19 protein-coding genes are annotated in these 17,285 nt (G+C 69.7%); 8 read left to right on the top strand and 11 right to left on the bottom strand.

Going from position 1 to position 17,285, the window contains the following annotated elements:
• The first annotated feature begins 132 nt into the window (after positions 1–132).
• Positions 133–1,095 (top strand): acetyl-CoA carboxylase carboxyltransferase subunit alpha, encoded by a 963-nt coding sequence (locus FA743_RS07635; protein WP_136885266.1) that lies wholly within the window; start codon positions 133–135, stop codon positions 1,093–1,095.
• 354 nt (positions 1,096–1,449) lie between these two features.
• The gene (locus tag FA743_RS07630) at positions 1,450–1,680 is read left to right on the top strand and encodes a hypothetical protein (protein WP_136885265.1); all 231 of its coding nucleotides are present in this window, start codon (positions 1,450–1,452) and stop codon (positions 1,678–1,680) included.
• Here the strand turns inward: FA743_RS07630 and FA743_RS07625 are convergent.
• The 3 genes from FA743_RS07625 to FA743_RS07615 are packed head-to-tail and all read right to left on the bottom strand — an operon-like array spanning position 1,665 to position 4,113.
• Positions 1,665–2,477: a lysophospholipid acyltransferase family protein gene (locus FA743_RS07625; protein WP_136885264.1), complete on the bottom strand. Its 813-nt coding sequence runs from the start codon at positions 2,475–2,477 to the stop codon at positions 1,665–1,667. The two genes, FA743_RS07630 and FA743_RS07625, sit on opposite strands and share 16 nt — an antisense overlap.
• Positions 2,474–3,388, bottom strand: coding sequence for a cell division protein FtsX (locus tag FA743_RS07620; protein ID WP_425467176.1), 915 nt, complete (start codon positions 3,386–3,388; stop codon positions 2,474–2,476). The genes FA743_RS07625 and FA743_RS07620 overlap by 4 nt, the downstream gene beginning before the upstream one ends.
• 11 nt (positions 3,389–3,399) lie before the next feature.
• Entirely contained in the window at positions 3,400–4,113 is a 714-nt protein-coding gene (locus tag FA743_RS07615; protein WP_425467175.1) for a cell division ATP-binding protein FtsE, read from the bottom strand.
• A 110-nt stretch (positions 4,114–4,223) separates the two neighbouring features.
• Here FA743_RS07615 and FA743_RS07610 point away from each other — a divergent pair, with 110 nt between their 5' ends.
• Entirely contained in the window at positions 4,224–5,264 is a 1,041-nt protein-coding gene (locus FA743_RS07610) for a zinc-ribbon domain-containing protein (RefSeq protein WP_136885262.1), read from the top strand.
• Positions 5,265–5,271: 7 nt separating this feature from the next.
• Here the strand turns inward: FA743_RS07610 and FA743_RS07605 are convergent, their stop codons facing one another.
• The 4 genes from FA743_RS07605 to argH all read right to left on the bottom strand — a co-directional run bounded on the left by FA743_RS07605 (position 5,272) and on the right by argH (position 10,699).
• The gene (locus FA743_RS07605; protein WP_342774377.1) at positions 5,272–7,785 is read right to left on the bottom strand and encodes a DUF4175 domain-containing protein; all 2,514 of its coding nucleotides are present in this window, start codon (positions 7,783–7,785) and stop codon (positions 5,272–5,274) included.
• Between the two features lie 83 nt (positions 7,786–7,868).
• Positions 7,869–9,134, bottom strand: a complete 1,266-nt coding sequence (lysA, locus tag FA743_RS07600; RefSeq protein ID WP_136885261.1) for a diaminopimelate decarboxylase — start codon at positions 9,132–9,134, stop codon at positions 7,869–7,871.
• Positions 9,135–9,302, bottom strand: a complete 168-nt coding sequence (locus FA743_RS20260) for a hypothetical protein (RefSeq protein ID WP_169308808.1) — start codon at positions 9,300–9,302, stop codon at positions 9,135–9,137. It lies immediately after the preceding gene.
• Positions 9,299–10,699, bottom strand: coding sequence for an argininosuccinate lyase (gene argH, locus FA743_RS07595; protein WP_136885260.1), 1,401 nt, complete (start codon positions 10,697–10,699; stop codon positions 9,299–9,301). Before argH ends, FA743_RS20260 begins: the two co-directional genes overlap by 4 nt.
• A 22-nt stretch (positions 10,700–10,721) precedes the next feature.
• Here argH and FA743_RS07590 point away from each other — a divergent pair, with 22 nt between their 5' ends.
• Positions 10,722–11,270, top strand: a complete 549-nt coding sequence (locus FA743_RS07590; protein WP_246054876.1) for a TlpA disulfide reductase family protein — start codon at positions 10,722–10,724, stop codon at positions 11,268–11,270.
• On the opposite strand, the gene FA743_RS07585 is transcribed toward FA743_RS07590, so the two are convergent.
• Positions 11,248–11,823, bottom strand: a complete 576-nt coding sequence (locus FA743_RS07585) for a DNA-3-methyladenine glycosylase I (protein ID WP_136885258.1) — start codon at positions 11,821–11,823, stop codon at positions 11,248–11,250. The genes FA743_RS07590 and FA743_RS07585 overlap by 23 nt on opposite strands.
• A gap of 104 nt (positions 11,824–11,927) precedes the next feature.
• Here FA743_RS07585 and FA743_RS07580 point away from each other — a divergent pair, with 104 nt between their 5' ends.
• From FA743_RS07580 to phbB, 3 genes are all read left to right on the top strand, one after another.
• Positions 11,928–12,734 (top strand): EAL domain-containing protein, encoded by an 807-nt coding sequence (locus FA743_RS07580; protein ID WP_246054882.1) that lies wholly within the window; start codon positions 11,928–11,930, stop codon positions 12,732–12,734.
• A gap of 143 nt (positions 12,735–12,877) precedes the next feature.
• On the top strand, positions 12,878–14,050 hold the full coding sequence (locus FA743_RS07575) for an acetyl-CoA C-acetyltransferase (protein WP_136885256.1): 1,173 nt from the start codon (positions 12,878–12,880) through the stop codon (positions 14,048–14,050).
• Between the two features lie 78 nt (positions 14,051–14,128).
• Positions 14,129–14,851, top strand: coding sequence for a beta-ketoacyl-ACP reductase (gene phbB, locus FA743_RS07570; RefSeq protein ID WP_136885255.1), 723 nt, complete (start codon positions 14,129–14,131; stop codon positions 14,849–14,851).
• 75 nt (positions 14,852–14,926) lie between these two features.
• Here the strand turns inward: phbB and FA743_RS07565 are convergent, their stop codons facing one another.
• Genes FA743_RS07565 through FA743_RS07555 form a run of 3 tightly spaced genes read right to left on the bottom strand, consistent with a single transcriptional unit; the run spans position 14,927 to position 16,112 of the window.
• Complete coding sequence (locus FA743_RS07565) at positions 14,927–15,091, bottom strand: YdcH family protein (RefSeq protein WP_136885254.1); 165 nt, start codon at positions 15,089–15,091, stop codon at positions 14,927–14,929.
• A 60-nt stretch (positions 15,092–15,151) separates the two neighbouring features.
• Positions 15,152–15,910, bottom strand: coding sequence for a tRNA1(Val) (adenine(37)-N6)-methyltransferase (locus FA743_RS07560; RefSeq protein WP_136885253.1), 759 nt, complete (start codon positions 15,908–15,910; stop codon positions 15,152–15,154).
• Entirely contained in the window at positions 15,903–16,112 is a 210-nt protein-coding gene (locus FA743_RS07555) for a putative signal transducing protein (RefSeq protein ID WP_135311930.1), read from the bottom strand. Before FA743_RS07555 ends, FA743_RS07560 begins: the two co-directional genes overlap by 8 nt.
• Before the next feature lie 75 nt (positions 16,113–16,187).
• Here FA743_RS07555 and FA743_RS07550 point away from each other — a divergent pair, with 75 nt between their 5' ends.
• On the top strand, positions 16,188–17,189 hold the full coding sequence (locus FA743_RS07550; protein WP_246054875.1) for a polyprenyl synthetase family protein: 1,002 nt from the start codon (positions 16,188–16,190) through the stop codon (positions 17,187–17,189).
• The last annotated feature ends 96 nt before the right edge of the window (positions 17,190–17,285 follow it).

Here is a 17,285-nt window from a genome sequence, read left to right as displayed (position 1 = left end):
CCCCCCCCCCCCCCCCCCCCCCCCCCCCCCCCCCCCCCCCCCCCCCCCCCCCCCCCCTCCCCCCACCGCCCGCGTTGCAACCCCGCCCCGCCCGGCCTATAAGCCCGCATCCCGAACCCAAAGGCATCCCGCATGGTCTATCTGGATTTCGAAAAACCGCTCGCCGATATCGAGGGCAAGGCCGAGGAACTGCGCACCATGGCCCGCAAGGGCGAGGGGGCCGTCGATGTCGAGAAAGAGGCCGCGGCGCTGGACCGCAAATCCGCCGACCTTCTGCGCGATCTCTACAAGGCGCTGGATCCGTGGCGCAAGACGCAGGTCGCGCGTCATCCCGACCGGCCCCATTGCAGCGACTATATCCAGGCGCTGTTCACCGACTACACGCCGCTGGCGGGCGACCGCGCCTTCGGCGACGACCATGCGGTGATGGGCGGGCTCGCGCGCTTCAACGACGCGCCCTGCATGGTCATCGGCCACGAGAAGGGCAACGACACCAAGTCCCGCATCCACCACAATTTCGGCATGGCCCGCCCCGAGGGCTATCGCAAGGCCATCCGCCTGATGGACATGGCGCATCGCTTCAAGCTGCCGGTCATCACCCTGGTCGACACGCCCGGCGCCTATCCCGGCAAGGGCGCCGAGGAACGCGGCCAAAGCGAGGCCATCGCCCGCTGCACCATGAAATGCCTCGAGATCGGCGTGCCGCTGGTCAGCGTCATCATCGGCGAGGGCGGCTCGGGCGGCGCCGTGGCCTTCGCCACCGCCAACCGCATCGCCATGCTGGAACATTCGATCTATTCGGTCATCTCGCCCGAGGGCTGCGCCTCGATCCTGTGGAAGGATGCCGAGAAGATGCGCGACGCCGCCGAGGCGCTGCGCCTGACCGCGCAGGACCTGAAGAAGCTGGCCGTGATCGACGCGATCATCCCCGAGCCCCTGGGCGGCGCGCAACGTGCGCCCGCGCAGGCGATCGCCGCCGTGGGCCAGGAAATCGCCGCGATGCTGGCCGATCTGAAGGGCCTCAAGCCCGCCGACTTGGTCAAGGATCGCCGCGCCAAGTTCCTGGCGATGGGCTCCAAGGGGCTCGCGGCCTGAGCCTCACGCCTCTGTGACCCGAAAGCAACAGCCGCGTCATCTTGGCGCGGCTGTTCTGTCGTGCGGTCTTGTGCGATTCGGGACGCTGCGGCAGCGTGCAGGTCTGCCCGCAACCATGCGTAGATCGGAGGGGCGAATGACGAATACCCATATCGCCCTCGCCCTGATGCGCGCCGGCTCGTCGCGACAGCGCAAGCTGTCCTGATCGCCGCCCTCGCGGGCAGACCTCACCGACGCCGTATCCTGACCTGACCGCATCCTGCGGCCCTGTCCGCATGGCGTCATCCCCCCCACCCGACCAGATCGACCGCCCAAGGCCCATGGCCTTGCCGGTCCATGTTCCGGAGAGACCCGATGATTGCAGACCTGCATCCGCAAAGCGCGCGCCTGGCGCCCGCCATCCATCGCCTGATCGCACGCCATGGTGCGACGGCGGTCCTCTGGGCCGCCATCCGCGCGGCCCTGATGCCGCGGCGCAGACGGCCCCGGCCGCCCGATCCCTACCTGCTCAGCCCGCATATGCGGCGCGACATCGGCCTGCCGCCGACCGGCCCGCATGTGCCGCGCTATTACGAGCTGAGGTGACCCTGGTCCCGGGCGGTGCCATCCGCATCGTCCGGGGCTGTCAGGACCAGGCCCGCCTCGGCCATCAGCCGGTCGGAATGGGTCTCGATCTCGGCCTCTAGCCGGGGCATCAGCCCCTCGGCGGGCACGTCGGGGCCGATCACCGGCAGGAACTCGACCACGGCCCGGCCCGACCGGATGCCCCATCCAGCCCGCGGCCAGAACATGCCGGTGTTCACCGCGACCGGCACCACCGGCAGTCCGGTGCCCGCCCGGATCGTCGCCACGCCCTGCTTGTAAGGGCGTCGCTGCCCGGGCAGGGTCCGCGTCCCCTCGGGATAGATGATCAGCTGCCCTAGCCCCTCGGCGGCCCGGCGCTGGTTGATGGTGGTCGAGATGGCGGCCATCGCGTTGCGGCCCTTGCTGCGGTCGATGGGGATGCAGCCGGTCTTCCACGCATACCAGCCCATGATCGGCACGCGCATGACCTCGCGCTTCATGATGAACGCACGGCGGGGCACGGCATGGGCGATGATCAGGATGTCCCAGAAGCACTGGTGCTTGGCCGCGACGATGCAGTCATCAGAGGGCGGCGTGCCCCGGATCTCGCAGGTCAGGCCCAGATAGACCCGCGCCGACCAGACCATATGCCCGATCCAGCGCGTTGCGATGCGGTTGGCGCCCTCGCGGCCCTGGCGAAGGGCAGGCAGGCCCAGAAGGCCGATCACCAGCGTCGCCACGGCGATGTGCAGATAGAACAGGACGTTGCGCAGATGCTGCAGGGGGGTCAGGGGACCGGGGCGGGCCCCGGCGCTCATCGCACCGCCTCCAGCATCTTCAAGGCCGCCCACCGCGTCGCCAGAAAGCCCACGCCGGCGGCGACCAGCGGGATGGTCAGCGGCATCAGCCAGTCCCAGCCCTGAAAGCCCAGGCCCGTCAGAAAGCCGCCCGCAGCACTGGCATCGGGCAGCAGCGCGATGCCTCCCATCCCGGCCAGCGTGCCGATCACCGATCCCACCGCCGCGCGGCGGGTGAAGCGGCGCACGAAGGCCGTGGCGATGGTCAGGTCGCGCGCGCCGATCAGGCGCAGCACGCGGATCACCTGCAGATTGGCCGCCAGCGCCGCCTTGGCCGCCAGCGTGATCATCGCCGCCGAGGCCGCCGCGATCAGCACCAGCGAGACGATCCCCAGCACCCGCAGCCGCTGCGCCGCCGAGACCAGCGGCCGGCGCCATTCGGTATGATCGTCCAGCACCGCACCGGGCGCCTCGGCCTCCAGCCGCAGGCGCAGGCCCTCGGCATCGAAATCATCGCCCGTCACCGGCAGGTCGATCAGCGCGGGCACCGGCAGCGCATCGACCGGCATGTCGGGGCCGAACCACGGCTCCAGCAGCTGCGCCAGCTCGTCCTGCGGCAGCAGCCGGGGCTGGCCCGCGCCCGGCGTCGTCTGCAGGATCGACAGGGCGGATTGCACCTCGGCCTCCTGCTCGGCCACGGGGGCGCTGACGCGGACGGTCACGCTGCCCGCCAGTTCCTGCGACCAGCGATCCGCCAGCCGCCCCGTCGCCAGCGCCAAGGCCAGCGCAAAGACCGCCAGGAAGGCCATCGCCCCGGCCGAGAACAGCGTCAGCTGGGCCGTGAAGCCGGTGGGCGGCACGATGCGGTCGCCCTTGCCGCCCTCGGCCCCGGCCAGGCCGCGCCACAGCGCCATCAGGTTCAGTCCGCGCATATTGCCGCCCCTCACAGATCCGCCCCCGCCAGTTGCAGGTTGCCGCCCGAGATCCGCAGCACCCGCGCCGTCACCTGCGCCTTGGTGGCGCGGATCAGGTTCAGATCGTGGGTCGCGACCAGCACGGTCTTGCCCGACTTGTTCAGCTCGATCAGCAGCTGCATCAGCCGCATCGACATGTCCCAGTCCAGATTGCCCGTGGGCTCGTCCGCCAGCACCAGATCGGGCGACAGGATCACCGCCCGGGCCAGCGCGGCCCGCTGGCGCTCGCCCCCCGACAGCGACGGCGGCAGGGCGCGGGCGTGCTGGGACAGGCCGACCCAGCCCAGAAGATCGCGCAGCGCCTCCATGTCGACCTCTTCCCCGGCGACGGTCAGCGGCAGGGCGACATTCTCGGCCAGCGGCAGGTGATCCAGGAACTGCGGTTCCTGATGCACCACGCCCACACGGCGGCGCAGGTCCGAGATCTGGTCGCGCGACAGGGCGCGCAGGTCCTGGCCAAAGGCGGTCATCTGCCCGGCGGTCGGCAGCAGGTCGGCATAGCACAGCCGCAGCAGCGTGGTCTTGCCCGAGCCCGAGGGCCCCGTCAGGAAATGGAACATGCCCGGCTGCAGGGTCAACGTCATGCCCGACAGCAACTCGGCCCGGCCCTCGGCGTCCTGCCCGTCCGGCCTGTGCCCGTCCGGCTTGTGATAGCCGAAGCCGACCTCCCGCATCTCGATCACGCGCAACCTCGTTTCCGTTCCGGCCCGTCTGACGCGGGACCTGTCGTCCGGCGGCTTGGAAGCCGGACCCGCGCTTGATAGAACAGCCCTGCGACGATTGCGAGGGTGGCATGGCTGAAATCGAGTTGATCTGTCCGGGCTGCGGGGCCGATTACGCCCTGCCCGACGGGGCCATTCCGCCCGCCGGACGCGAGGTCGAGTGCAGCCGCTGCGGCCATGTCTGGCAGGCGACGCCCCCCGCGCCCGAGGGGCCGCTGGATCTGGGCCGATACACCCGCGTTGCCGGGGTCGCGGGACCGCGTCCCGCCGCGCAGGCGCCGGTCGCCGGGCGTTCCGCGAAGCGCGAGCAGGACGAGGACGACCGCCCCGCCGACATCCCCCTGCCCCCGGCCAGCAAGCGGCTGTCGCCCGACCTGCTGGACCTGCTGAGGGGCGAGGTCGACCGCGAAAAGCGTCTGCGAGAGGCGGAAGCCGGGGGGGCGAAGGGCGAAGAGGTGACGGCAGGGGAGGCCGGGATCGGCGCCACGGGCACCGGAGCCCGCGCCGACGCCGGACCGGCCGTCCCTCCGGACATCCCGGATCAGGATGACAACGGCATCTCGCATGCTGCCGAACCTGGGGACGAGATCGACTGGCCCGCCACCACCGTCACCCTGCCCGCCGGCAGTTCGCGGTCGATGACGCCCATGGCGCAGCCTCCGGTGCTTTTGACCCCCGCGCCCGAACCGATGCCCGTTTCTGCACCGGCCACGGTCCTGCTAACGCCGAAGCCGAGGCCCGAGCCCGAACGGGCAGCCATGCCGGTCCGCCGCGCCGAGCCTTCCCCCAGACCGGCCCCCGCCATTCCCCGTCCCGGCCTGTCGCCCACCGCCTTGGCCGCAAACCTGCGCGCGGATGGCTCGGCCTCCGACCGGGCGCCGCAGGCCGCCCGCCGCCCCGCGCCGGCGGCACCCGAGCGCGGCCCCACCGCCTATCGCCTCGGGCTGGGCATCGCGGCGCTGCTGGTTGCGGCGGTCGTCGCGGTCTATCTGCTGGCGCCCGTCGTGCAGCCGCAGGACGGCGCCGTCGCGCAGACCCTCACCGCATGGAGGTCCGACCTGGATCTGGCCCGGCTGTGGCTGGATGCCCAGCTTCGCCCGCTGATCCCCTGAGCGGCGCCTAGAACCGGTCCAGAAGCCGGCCGAGGTAGTCGCGCTCGTCCTGCGGGCGGTCGGGCTGGCCACTGCGGCGGCGGATCTCGTCCAGCAGATCGCGCGCGCGCCGCGCCGGATCGATCCCCTCGGCCAGCGGATCGCCATTGGTGATCGCATTGCCGCCGCCCGCGCTTTCGCGTCCCAGGGGGTCCAGCATCGGACGCCCGTCGCGTGGCATCTGCCCCTGACCGCCCTGCGCCGACTGGCCGGGCTGGGCGCCGGGCTGCTGGCCGTCCTGACCCTCTTGCCCGTCCTGGCCCTGCTGACCCTCCTGCCCCTGCTGCGCCAGCATGTCGCCCAGGGCGCGCATGCCCTCGCGCATGGATTCGATGGCATCGGCCTGCCGCTGCAGCGCCGTGCCCGGATCGCCGTCGCGCAGGGCCTGCTCGGCCTCGTCCATGGCCCGGCCCGCCTCGTCCAGCTGCCGCCGCGCGGCATCCCCTTCCGGCGATCCCTGGCCCGGCATCAGCCCCTGCTGCTGGCCCAGGTCCTCGCGCAGGCTGCGCTGGCGATCGGCCAAGCTTTCGCCGCCCTCGCCCTCGCCTTCCCCCTCGCCCTCGCCCTCGGCACCAGGCTGGCCCTGGCCCTGCCCGAACTGCCGCTGCATGTCGCGGAAGGCCTCGTCGGACAGGCGCTGCTGCTCGCGCAGCGTGTCGGCCAGGCGGTTCATCGGCTGGCTGCCCTGCCCGTTCTCCTGCCCCTCGCCCTGCTGGCCCTGGCGGACCTGCAGGTTCTCCATCATGCGGTTGAACTGCTCCAGCAGGGCCTCGGCCTCGGCCATGCGGCCCTCGTTCATCAGGCGCTGGATCTCGTCCATCATCTCCTGGATCTGGTCGCCGGTGATCTGCTGGCCGGGTTCCTCGCCCCGGTCGGGGGTGTCGGTCTGATCCTCGGGCTGGCTCTGCTGCGCCAGCATGTCGGTATAGGCGTCGGTGGCCTCGCGCAGCGCATCCATCAGGCGCTGGATCTCGTCGGGGCTGGCGCCGTTGCGGATCGCCTCGGACAGCTGCTGCTGCGCCTCGCGCATCTGCTGCAGCGCATCGGCCAGACCGCCATCCTCCAGCTCGACGGCGGCCTCCCACAGCGCCTCGGCCAGCTGGTCGCGGGCCTCGGGCGTGAAGCCGTCGCCCTCCAGCAGGCCCACGGCCCCGCGCAGCTCGGCATAGAGGTCGGGGGCCACGAACCCGTCGGGCTGCCAGGTGACGGCGCGCAGGATCTCGGCGCTGCGGCGGGCATTGTCGCGCGACCACAGCAGATCGCGGCGCATCTCGATCAGCGCGGCCGCGACGGGGTTGAAGAAGCGCCGCCCCGGCAGGGCGACCGCCACCGGGTCGGACTGGCCGACCTGCGCGATGCCGTCCTCGGCGCGCAGGGTCACGGTGACCGGCAGGTTGGCCCAGGGGTGGCGCGACAGATCCTCGGCCAGCTGGCCCCGGACCTCGCGCCGGTCGCCGCGCGGCAGGGCCAGGTCCAGTGTCACCGGATCGCGCGGCTCGGGCGCGGTCGCCAGGCCGAAGCGGCGGTCGACGGCGCCCAGGTCCAGCGCGATCACCGCCTGCCCCTGCACGACGCCATGATCGTCGCCCGCCTCGAAATCCTGCAGCATCCGCCCGTCGGCGCGCCGCACCGGCGCGGCCCCGGCCCGGATGACCGGAGGCGAATCGGGCAACACCGTCACGTCGAACTGCCGGTCCGCGATGCGGATGGTGCCCGACTGCTCGGCGCGAAAGGCCGAGGCGCCGGCCGCGTCCTCGCTCGCCGGACCGATATCCTGCTCGGGCCCCGCGCCCCCGTCATAGAGGCGAAAGCTGACCGTGCTGCCCTTGGGCAGCTCCAGCGCCACGGGCGCGGGGCCCGCCTCGCCCGCCAGCGCGTTCAGATAGATCGTCGGGCGCCGCGTATAGGCGGGCGGCTCGGCCCATCCCTCCCAGGCCGGGCCGGTCAGCGCGGCCTCGCCGGAAACAGGCGCGGTCATCGTCGCCGCGATGGCGCGCAGGCCCTGCCCGGTCTGGGCCGCGCCCCCGAAGACCAGCGCCATGACCAGCGCGACCATGCCCGCCAGCCGCAGCGCATAGGGATCGCGCCGCGCCAGATCCGCATCGGGCCGCACCGCCCGCGCCGCATCCGCCGCCGCCTGCATCTGCGCCAGATGCGCCTGCCACAGCGCACCCTCGCCGCCGATCGCGGCCCGGTCGGCCAGCGCGCTCAGGGGCCGCCCGGGCAGCGTCCGGTCCAGCCGCGCCAGCGCCTCGGCCTGCCGCACCCGGCGAAAGCGCCAGCCGCCCCAGCCCGCCGCCCCGACCACCGCCAGCAGCCAGACCCCCGCGATCCACGGCAGCACCGCATCCGGCAGCCCGGCAACCAGCCCCAAGGCCAGCGCGGCGAATCCCACGGCCAGCAGCGTGACCAGCGGCCAGAAGGCCCGGGCGCCCCGCTCCCACGCCATGCCCCACAGGGTCAGGCGCAGCGCGCGGCCCACCGGGCCCTTCTTCTTTGCGAAAATACCCTCTAGGGTCCGGGGGCGGACAGCCCCCGGCCTTCCGGCTGCATCCTGACGTCCGTTCAAAGCCATGCGGGGATGCTATCGCGCCCCAGCATGTCCTCATATGTCGGGCGTGCCCGGATGACGGCGAAGTGATCGCCCTGCACCAGAACCTCGGGCACCAGGGGCCGCGAGTTGTATTCCGACGCCATCACCGCCCCGTAGGCCCCAGCCGAGCGGAAGGCCACCAGCTGACCAGCCGCCATTCCGGGCAGTTCGGCGCCCTTGCGAAAGGTGTCGCCCGATTCGCAGACCGGGCCCACCACGTCATAGGGCCGCACCCCGGCGCCCACCGAAGGTTCGATCAGCGGGACGATGTCGTGATGCGCCCCGTACATGGCCGGGCGCAGCAGGTCGTTCATCGCCGCGTCCAGGATCAGGAAATCGCGATCCTCGCCGCGCTTGACATAGATGACCTGCGACAGCAGCACGCCCGCATTGCCGACGATGTTGCGGCCCGGCTCGATCTCGATCTCGCAGCCCAGATCGCCCACCGTCTCGCGGATGACCTGTCCGTAATCCAGCGGCAGCGGCGGCGCCGAGTTGTCGCGGCGATAGGGGATGCCCAGGCCCCCGCCCAGATCCAGCCGGGTGATCGCATGGCCCTCGGCCCGCAGCGCGCGCGTCAGGTCCGCCACCTTGGCATAGGCCGCGCGGAACGGGTCCAGGTCGGTCAGCTGGCTGCCAATATGCACGTCCACGCCCACGACCCGAAGGCCCGGCAGCGCGGCCGCCTCGGCATAGACCTCGATCGCGCGCGAGATCGGGATGCCGAACTTGGTGTCGGACTTGCCGGTGGCGATCTTCTCGTGCGTTTTGGCGTCCACGTCGGGGTTCACGCGGACGGCCACCGGAACCTCGACCCCCATGCTGGCGCAGAGCGCCGACAGGGCCCGCATCTCGGGCTCGGATTCCAGGTTGAACTGGCGGATGCCGCCCTCGATCGCCATGCGCATCTCGGGGATGGTCTTGCCCACGCCGGAAAAGACGATCCGGTCGCCGGGCACGCCCGCCGCCTTCGCGCGCAGGTATTCCCCGCCCGAGACGACATCCATCCCCGCGCCCAGATCGCCCAGCAGCTTCAGCACCGCCAGGTTCGAGTTCGACTTGACCGCAAAGCAGACCAGATGGTCGGTCCAGTCCAGCGCCTGCCGGAACAGGCCGAAATGCCGCGTCAGGGTCGCCGCCGAATAGACATAGACCGGGGTGCCGACATGCTGGGCGATGCAGGACAGGGGCACGTCCTCGGCATGCAGCTCGCCCTGCTTGTACTGGAAATGGTCCATCTACAGCTGCGCCGACACGCCGATCCGCGCGTCTCCGCTGAGGGTGACGCCCATCTGCTGCTGCAGCGGCTTCTCGACCGGGCGCTGCGGGGCGCCATCGACGCCGCAGCCGGTCAGCAGCAGAACCACAACCACCACGACGGCCACCAGGATCGTGACGTTTCTCATGCCAGTTTCTCCTTCCAACGGGCGATCTGCGCGCGGACCTGATCCGGCGCCGTGCCGCCATAGCTTTGGCGCGAGGCGACGGAATTGTGCACGCCCAGCACGTTGAACACATCCTGCCGGATCTGGCCATGCACCGATTGCATGTCCTCCAGCGTCAGGTCGGGCAGGTCGACGCCCCGCCCCTCGGCCATGGCGACCAGCGATCCGGTGACGTGATGCGCGTCGCGGAAGGGCAGGCCAAGTTCCCGCACCAGCCAGTCGGCCAGATCGGTCGCGGTGGAGAACCCGATCCCCGCCGCCGCCTCCAGCCGGTCGCGATTGGCGGTCAGGTCCGACAGCATCCCCGTCATCGCCGCCAAGGCCAGCATCAGCGTGTCGGCGGCGTCGAAGGTCTGTTCCTTGTCCTCCTGCATGTCCTTGGAATAGGCCAAGGGCAGGCCCTTCATCACCGTGAACAGCGCCACGGTCGCACCCAGAATGCGGCCGATCTTGGCGCGGATCAGCTCGGCCGCATCGGGGTTGCGCTTCTGCGGCATGATCGAGGACCCGGTCGACCACTTGTCCGACATCGACACGAAGCTGAACTGGGCCGAGGACCAGATGACCAGCTCTTCCGCCAGTCGCGACAGATGCACCGCGCAGATGCTGCTGGCCGACAGGAATTCCAGTGCGAAATCGCGGTCGCTGACGGCATCCAGAGAGTTAGCCATGGGCCGGTCGAAGCCGAGCGCCTGCGCCGTCATGTCCCGGTCGATGGGATAGCCGGTCCCCGCCAGCGCCGCCGCCCCCAGGGGCGATTCGTTCATCCGGGCGCGCGCGTCCTGGAACCGCGACAGATCTCGGCCGAACATCTCGGCATAGGCCATCATGTGATGGCCCCAGGTCACCGGCTGCGCGGTCTGCAGATGGGTGAAGCCCGGCATGACCCAATCGGCCCCCGCCTCGGCCTGCGTCACGGTGGCGCGGATCAGGGCGCGCAGCCCCTCGATGGCGGCGTCGCACTGGTCGCGGACCCACAGCCGGAAATCGGTCGCAACCTGGTCATTCCTCGACCGGCCCGTGTGCAGGCGGCCTGCGGGTTCGCCGATGACCTCCTTCAGGCGGGCCTCCACGTTCATGTGGATGTCCTCCAGCGCGGTCTGGAAGGGGAAATCGCCGGCCTCGATTTCTGACAAGACGGTGAGCAGGCCTTTCCCGATCGCCTCGGCATCGCTATCGCTGATGATGCCTGTGGCGGCCAGCATGGCCGCATGGGCCCGGCTGCCCCGGATATCCTGGGCGTAGAGCCGCCGGTCGAACCCGATCGAGGCGTTGATCGCCTCCATGATCGCATCCGGCCCGGCGGCAAAGCGCCCGCCCCACATGCTGTTGGCAGAGGTCTTGGGCCGGTCGGTCATATATCAGTCCTTCGGAGGTCACATGCTGCGTTCCGCCCTGCTTTATACGGCCCTTGTTTTCGGTGCAAACGCCGCCTTCGCGGCGGACCCCGACTGGCAGGCCGCCCGCGACGGGGGGCTGGACAAGCTGGTCGTGGCCGACGCGCCCGTCCCCGTCCCGGACACCGAGTTCACCGACCCCGAGGGCGGCACCCATAGCCTGGCCGACTGGCAGGGTCAGGTCGTGCTGCTGAACTTCTGGGCGACCTGGTGCGCGCCCTGCCGCGAGGAGATGCCCGCGCTGGACCGTCTGCAAGCCGAACTGGGCGGCGACGATTTCCAGGTGGTGACCATCGCCACGGGCCGCAACGCCCCCGACCGGATCGACGACTTCTTCGACGAGGTGGGCGTCGAAAACCTGCCCGTGCTGCTGGACCCGCGCCAGCAGGTGGCCCGCGCGATGGGCGTGGTGGGCCTGCCCGTCACCGTGCTGATCGACCGTGAGGGACGCGAGGTCGCCCGCTATCTGGGCGACGCCGAATGGGATTCGGAGGCCGCCAAGGCGCTGGTCACGCAGCTGACAGCGCCCTGACCTGGGCGTGCCGGGGGCAGGTCGCCAGATGGTCGTTGACCATGCCGGTGGCCTGCATGAAGGCATAGGTGATGACGGGGCCGCAAAAGCCGAAGCCCCGCGCCTTCAGCGCTGCCGACATGGCGCGCGAGGCCTCGGTCTGGGTCGGCACCGACCCCATGTCGGGCCAGGCGTTCTGGACCGGAGCGCCGCCCACGAAGGACCAGAGCCAAGGGGCAAAGCCCTCCTCCGCCTCGATCTGCCCGAACAGGCGGGCGCCGCGCACGGTCGCCTCGATCTTGCCGCGATGGCGCACGATGCCGGGGTTCTGCAGCGCGCGGGCCACGCGAGCCTCGTCCCACAGCGCCACGCGGGCGGGGTCGAAGCCCTCGAACTCGGCCCGGAAGGCGTCGCGCTTGCGCAGGATGGTGATCCACGACAGGCCGGCCTGAAACCCGTCCAGCACCAATTTTTCCCACAGCGCGCGCCCGTCATGTTCGGGAACGCCCCAGTCGCGGTCGTGATAGGCGACATAGAGGGGATCGGTCCCGCACCACGGGCATCTGTCAGTCATCGGTTAACCCTGAGCCCAGAAAGCCGTCCTGATTCACCTCAGGTTAGGGCATCATGTCCAGAGTGCAAGCTGACCCGACCGCAATGAGGCCCCTCGTGAGCGACATGACCACAGACAACAGCTCGCCCTTGGACGACGCGATCCGACGGCAGTCCCGCCTGACCCTGTCGGCCGTCACGGCGGCGGTCGAAAAGCGCAGCGCCACACTGGCCTTCCAGCCGATCGTGCAGGCCGACCAGCCCGGCAGGGCGGCCTTCTACGAAGGGCTGATCCGCATCATCGACACGACCGGCCGGCTGGTGCCGCTGCGCGATTTCATGCCGCAGGCAGAGGTCACCGAACTGGGACGCAAGATCGACTGCCTGTCGCTGTCGCTCGGTCTCGAGACCCTGGCCGAGGATCCCAGCCTGCGCCTGTCGATCAACATGTCGGCGCGCTCGATCCTCTATCCCGACTGGATCGGGGCCCTGCGGCGCGGCATCACCGAGGATCCCACGATCGGCGAACGGCTGATCCTCGAGATCACCGAAAGCTCGGCCATGGGCATGCCCAAGGAGGTGCAGGGCTTCATGGAAGAGGTGCAGGGCCACGGCATCAGCCTGGCGCTGGACGATTTCGGGGCGGGCTACACCTCGTTCCGCTATCTGCGGGATTTCTGCTTCGACATGATCAAGATCGACGGGCAGTTCATCCGCGAGATCGCCACCAAGCCCGACAATCAGGTGCTGACCCGGGCGCTGCAATCCATCGCGCATCACTTCGACATGTTCACCGTGGCCGAGGCGGTCGAGACTGCGGACGAGGCCGCCTTCCTGATCGATATCGGCATCGACTGCCTGCAAGGCTATTATTTCGGCGCGCCCACCATCGCCCCGCCCTGGCGCCGCCCCCCCTCTCTCGCCAGCCGCTGAGGGGCGGGTCCAAATCTAAACCAATCGGTTCGATATGGGCGGACCATCCTAAAGTCAGAGGGTTCGGCTTGACCTTGCGTCCTGAAACAGCATCCTGACCCCAGATTGCCGGCCAGCCCGGCAACAGAGGGAAGGAGCCCGTCATGACAAAAGCCGTTATCGTTTCCGCCGCTCGGACACCGGTCGGAAGTTTCCTGGGGGCGTTTGCGAATGTGCCCGCACATGACCTGGGGGCCGCCGTCCTGGCCGAGGTCGTCCGCCGGTCGGGCATCGACCCTGCCGAAGTCGACGAGACGATCCTGGGACAGGTCCTGACCGCCGCGCAGGGACAGAACCCGGCCCGTCAGGCGCATATCAAGGCCAGCCTGCCGCAGGAATCGGCAGCTTGGGGCATCAACCAGGTCTGCGGCTCGGGCCTCAGGGCCGTCGCGCTGGCAGCCCAGCAGGTGATGCTGGGCGATGCGCGGGTCATCCTGGCCGGCGGTCAGGAAAGCATGTCGCTGTCGGCCCATGCGACCTATCTGCGGGCCGGCCAGAAGATGGGCGACATGCAGATGATCGACACGATGATCCGCGACGGGCTGTGGGACGCCTTCAACAACTATCACATGGGCCAGACCGCCGAGAACGTGGCAGAGAAATGGCAGATCAGCCGCGAGCAGCAGGACGAATTCGCCGTTGCCTCGCAGAACAAGGCCGAGGCGGCGCAGGTCGCAGGCCGCTTCGACGACGAGATCGTCGGCTACACCGTCAAGACCCGCAAGGGCGACACGGTCGTGGACAAGGACGAATATGTCCGCCACGGCGCCACGATCGAGGCCATGCAGAAGCTGCGCCCGGCCTTTGCCAAGGACGGCTCGGTGACGGCCGCGAACGCTTCGGGGCTGAATGACGGCGCGGCGGCGGTGATGGTGATGACCGAGGACGAGGCCGCCCGGCGCGGCCTGACGCCCCTAGCGCGCATCGCCAGCTATGCCACCGCCGGCCTGGACCCCGCCATCATGGGCACCGGCCCCATTCCCGCCAGCCGCAAGGCTCTGGAGAAGGCCGGCTGGTCGGTCGGCGATCTGGATCTGGTCGAGGCGAACGAGGCCTTTGCCGCCCAGGCCTGCGCCGTGAACAAGGACATGGGCTGGGATCCGTCCATCGTGAACGTGAACGGCGGCGCCATCGCCATCGGCCATCCCATCGGAGCCTCGGGCGCGCGGGTGCTGAACACGCTGCTGTTCGAGATGAAGCGCCGCGACGCCAAGAAGGGCCTGGCAACCCTGTGCATCGGCGGCGGCATGGGCGTCGCCATGTGCCTCGAGCGCTGATCGATATTCCGGCGCGCAACGATCTTGCGTGCCGGATACCTATTGTTTACCAAGATTTCGAGTTAAAGGGAGGGGATCATGTCCAGAATTGCACTTGTCACCGGAGGGTCGCGCGGGATCGGCGCCGCCATCTCGAAGGCGCTTCAGGCTGCCGGCTTCACGGTCGCAGCGAATTATGCGGGCAATGACGACGCCGCCCGCGCCTTCACCGAGGAAACGGGCATCAAGACCTTCAAATGGTCCGTCGCCGAGTACGATGCCTGTGCCCAGGGCGTGGCGCAGGTCGAGGCCGAGCTGGGCCCGATCGACGTGCTGGTCAACAATGCCGGCATCACCCGCGACGCGCCCTTCCACAAGATGACCCCCCAGCAATGGAAGGAGGTCATCGACACCAATCTGAGCGGCGTCTTCAACATGACCCATCCGGTCTGGCCCGGCATGCGCGAGCGCAAATACGGGCGGATCATCAACATCAGCTCGATCAACGGGCAGAAGGGCCAGTTCGGCCAGGTGAACTATTCCGCCGCCAAGGCGGGCGATCTGGGCTTCACCAAGGCCCTGGCGCAGGAGGGCGCGCGCGCCAACATCACTGTCAACGCGATCTGCCCCGGCTATATCGCGACCGAGATGGTGATGGCCGTTCCGGAAAAGGTCCGCGAATCGATCATCTCGCAGATCCCGGTCGGCCGCTTGGGCGAGCCCGACGAGATCGCCCGCGCGGTCGTCTTCCTGGCATCCGACGAGGCCGGCTTCATCACCGGCTCGACCATCAGCGCGAATGGCGGCCAGTTCTTCGCCTGACCCTGGCCCCTGAACGACGGAAGGCCCGCGCAGATGCGCGGGCCTTCTTCATGAATTCTTCATGGTGCGACGATATCAGTGGGCGTATCGGGTGATCTGTTCCTTCAGACGAAGCTTTTCACGCTTCATCGCGGCAATTTCGAGATCGCTTGTCCCGGGACTTCTCTGCGCCCTTTCGACGGCGACAGACAGGTTCTGGTGTTTCTTGCGAAGTTCCTCGACGTGGGAAGCAACAGTCATCACAATCCTCCTGTATGGTTGTGTCGGACAGGTCGAGTGCATCACAGGATTTCGATTCTGTCACGGGACTTTCGCAATCCCGAGGTCGATCGGCGCGCCCTGGCGCAGGATTGCCTGCGCGGTGACCGTCAGATCCTCGCCGTCACGCCCGTGGACGGGTGCCGCATGGGTGATCAGGGGCGCCAGCAGCCGCAGCGGGCTGCGGGCCCCCTTGCGCGCGGCGACCAGCACGCGCCCTGCGGGATGGCCCACGCGCGCGGCGATCGGCAGGATCGTGACCCCCCCCGCCCGGCCTTGCAGCGCCGCCATCACCCCGTCCAGACGGTCGGCACGTTGGATGACCACCAGCCAGCCGCCCGGACGCAGCCGGCGCAGACCCGCATCGATCCAGAGCGCCAGCGGCGTCTCCTCGCGCCGCGCCCCGGCCCGGCCGGGATCGGGGGCGGGCGTGCCGCCCAAGAAGAAGGGCGGGTTCATCAGCACATGATCGAAGAGGGCAGCCCGCAGCGCCGGCGGAGGATCCGCCAGATCGCCGGTCAGCACGTCCAGCGCGATCCCGTTCGCGGTCGCATTGGCACGGGCCAGGTCGGCATAGGCGGCCTGCCGCTCCAGCCCCGTCAGGATCAGGCCGGGAATGCGCCAGCCCAGGCACAGGCTGGCCGTGCCCGCCCCGCAGCCCAGTTCCAGCACCGCTTGCCCCGCCCGGGCCGGGCAGGCGGCGGCCAGCATCACCGCATCGGCGCCCGCCCGATAGCCCCGCGCGGGCTGCGCGATGCGCAGCCGTCCGTCCAGGAACCCGTCAAGGCGGGTGTCACTCATCCAGCCCGTTGTCGCGCAGGATGGCGCGGGCGATGAATTCGTCGCGATCCGCGACCATCAGGCGCGCGGGCAGGATCCCGATCGAGCCCTCCAGCACGCTCATGTGCTGGTCCATGGGAAAGGTCATGATCCCCTCGCCTTCCAGCAGGCTGGTGGCGGCGGACATGCGCACGGGATCGTTGCTGCGAAAAAGCTCTTTCATGGGCGCGACGTTAAGCGGCAGTTGCGCATTTGTCGATGCCGTGGCAATGCGTGAGGCGCAGATACGGGGTACGCCATGACCATGCAGGACAACGTCCGCAAACCGCTGGATCGGCTGAGCGAGGCCCTGACCGACGAGATGGCGGCGGTCAATGTGCTGATCCGCGACCGCATGGCCAGCCGCCACGCCCCCCGCATCCCCGAGGTGACCGCCCATCTGATCGAGGCCGGCGGCAAGCGCCTGCGCCCGATGCTGACCTTGGCCGCGGCCAAGCTGCTGGGCTATCCCGGGCCGTGGCACATCCATCTGGCCGCGACCGTCGAGTTCATCCACACCGCCACGCTGCTGCATGACGATGTGGTGGACGAAAGCCGCCAGCGGCGCGGGCGCCCCACCGCCAACCTGCTGTGGGACAACAAGTCCAGCGTGCTGGTCGGCGACTATCTGTTCGCCCGCAGCTTCCAGCTGATGGTGGAACCCGGCAACCTGCGCACGCTGGAGATCCTGGCCAATGCCAGCGCCACCATCGCCGAGGGCGAGGTGCTGCAGCTGACCGCCGCGCAGGATCTGGCCACGGATGAAAACGTGTATCTTCAAGTGGTTCGCGGCAAGACGGCGGCGCTGTTCTCGGCCGCGACCGAGGTGGGGGGCGTCATCGCGGGGGCGCCCGACGATCAGGTTCAGGCGCTGTTCGACTATGGCGACGCGCTTGGCATCAGCTTCCAGATCGTCGACGACCTGCTGGATTACGGCGGGGCGACCGAGACCATCGGCAAGAACACGGGCGATGATTTCCGCGAGCGCAAGCTGACCCTGCCGGTCATCAAGGCCATCGCCCAAGCCACCCCGGACGAGCGCGCCTTCTGGGCCCGCACCATCGAGACGGGCGACCAGCGCGAGGGCGATCTGGACGAGGCGCTGGCGCTGATGGCGCGGCATGGGGCGATGGCGGCGGCGCGGCGCGATGCGCTGGACCATGCGGCCCGTGCCAAGGCGGCGCTGCAGGTGCTGCCCCCGCATCCGATCCGCGACATGCTGTCCGACCTGGCCGATTTCGTCGTCAGCCGCGTCGCCTGAAGACCCCCTCACCGCCCGTCCACGCCCCGTGCACCGCGCGTGCACAGGCTGTGCACAGGTCTGATCCGTCACGATAATCCGGCCCCTCCAGACATG

The organism is Paracoccus gahaiensis (assembly GCF_005048225.1).
Lineage (GTDB): Bacteria > Pseudomonadota > Alphaproteobacteria > Rhodobacterales > Rhodobacteraceae > Paracoccus > Paracoccus gahaiensis.
Note: the sequence above shows the minus strand (reverse complement) of the source record. Positions and strands in the feature narration are given on the sequence as shown.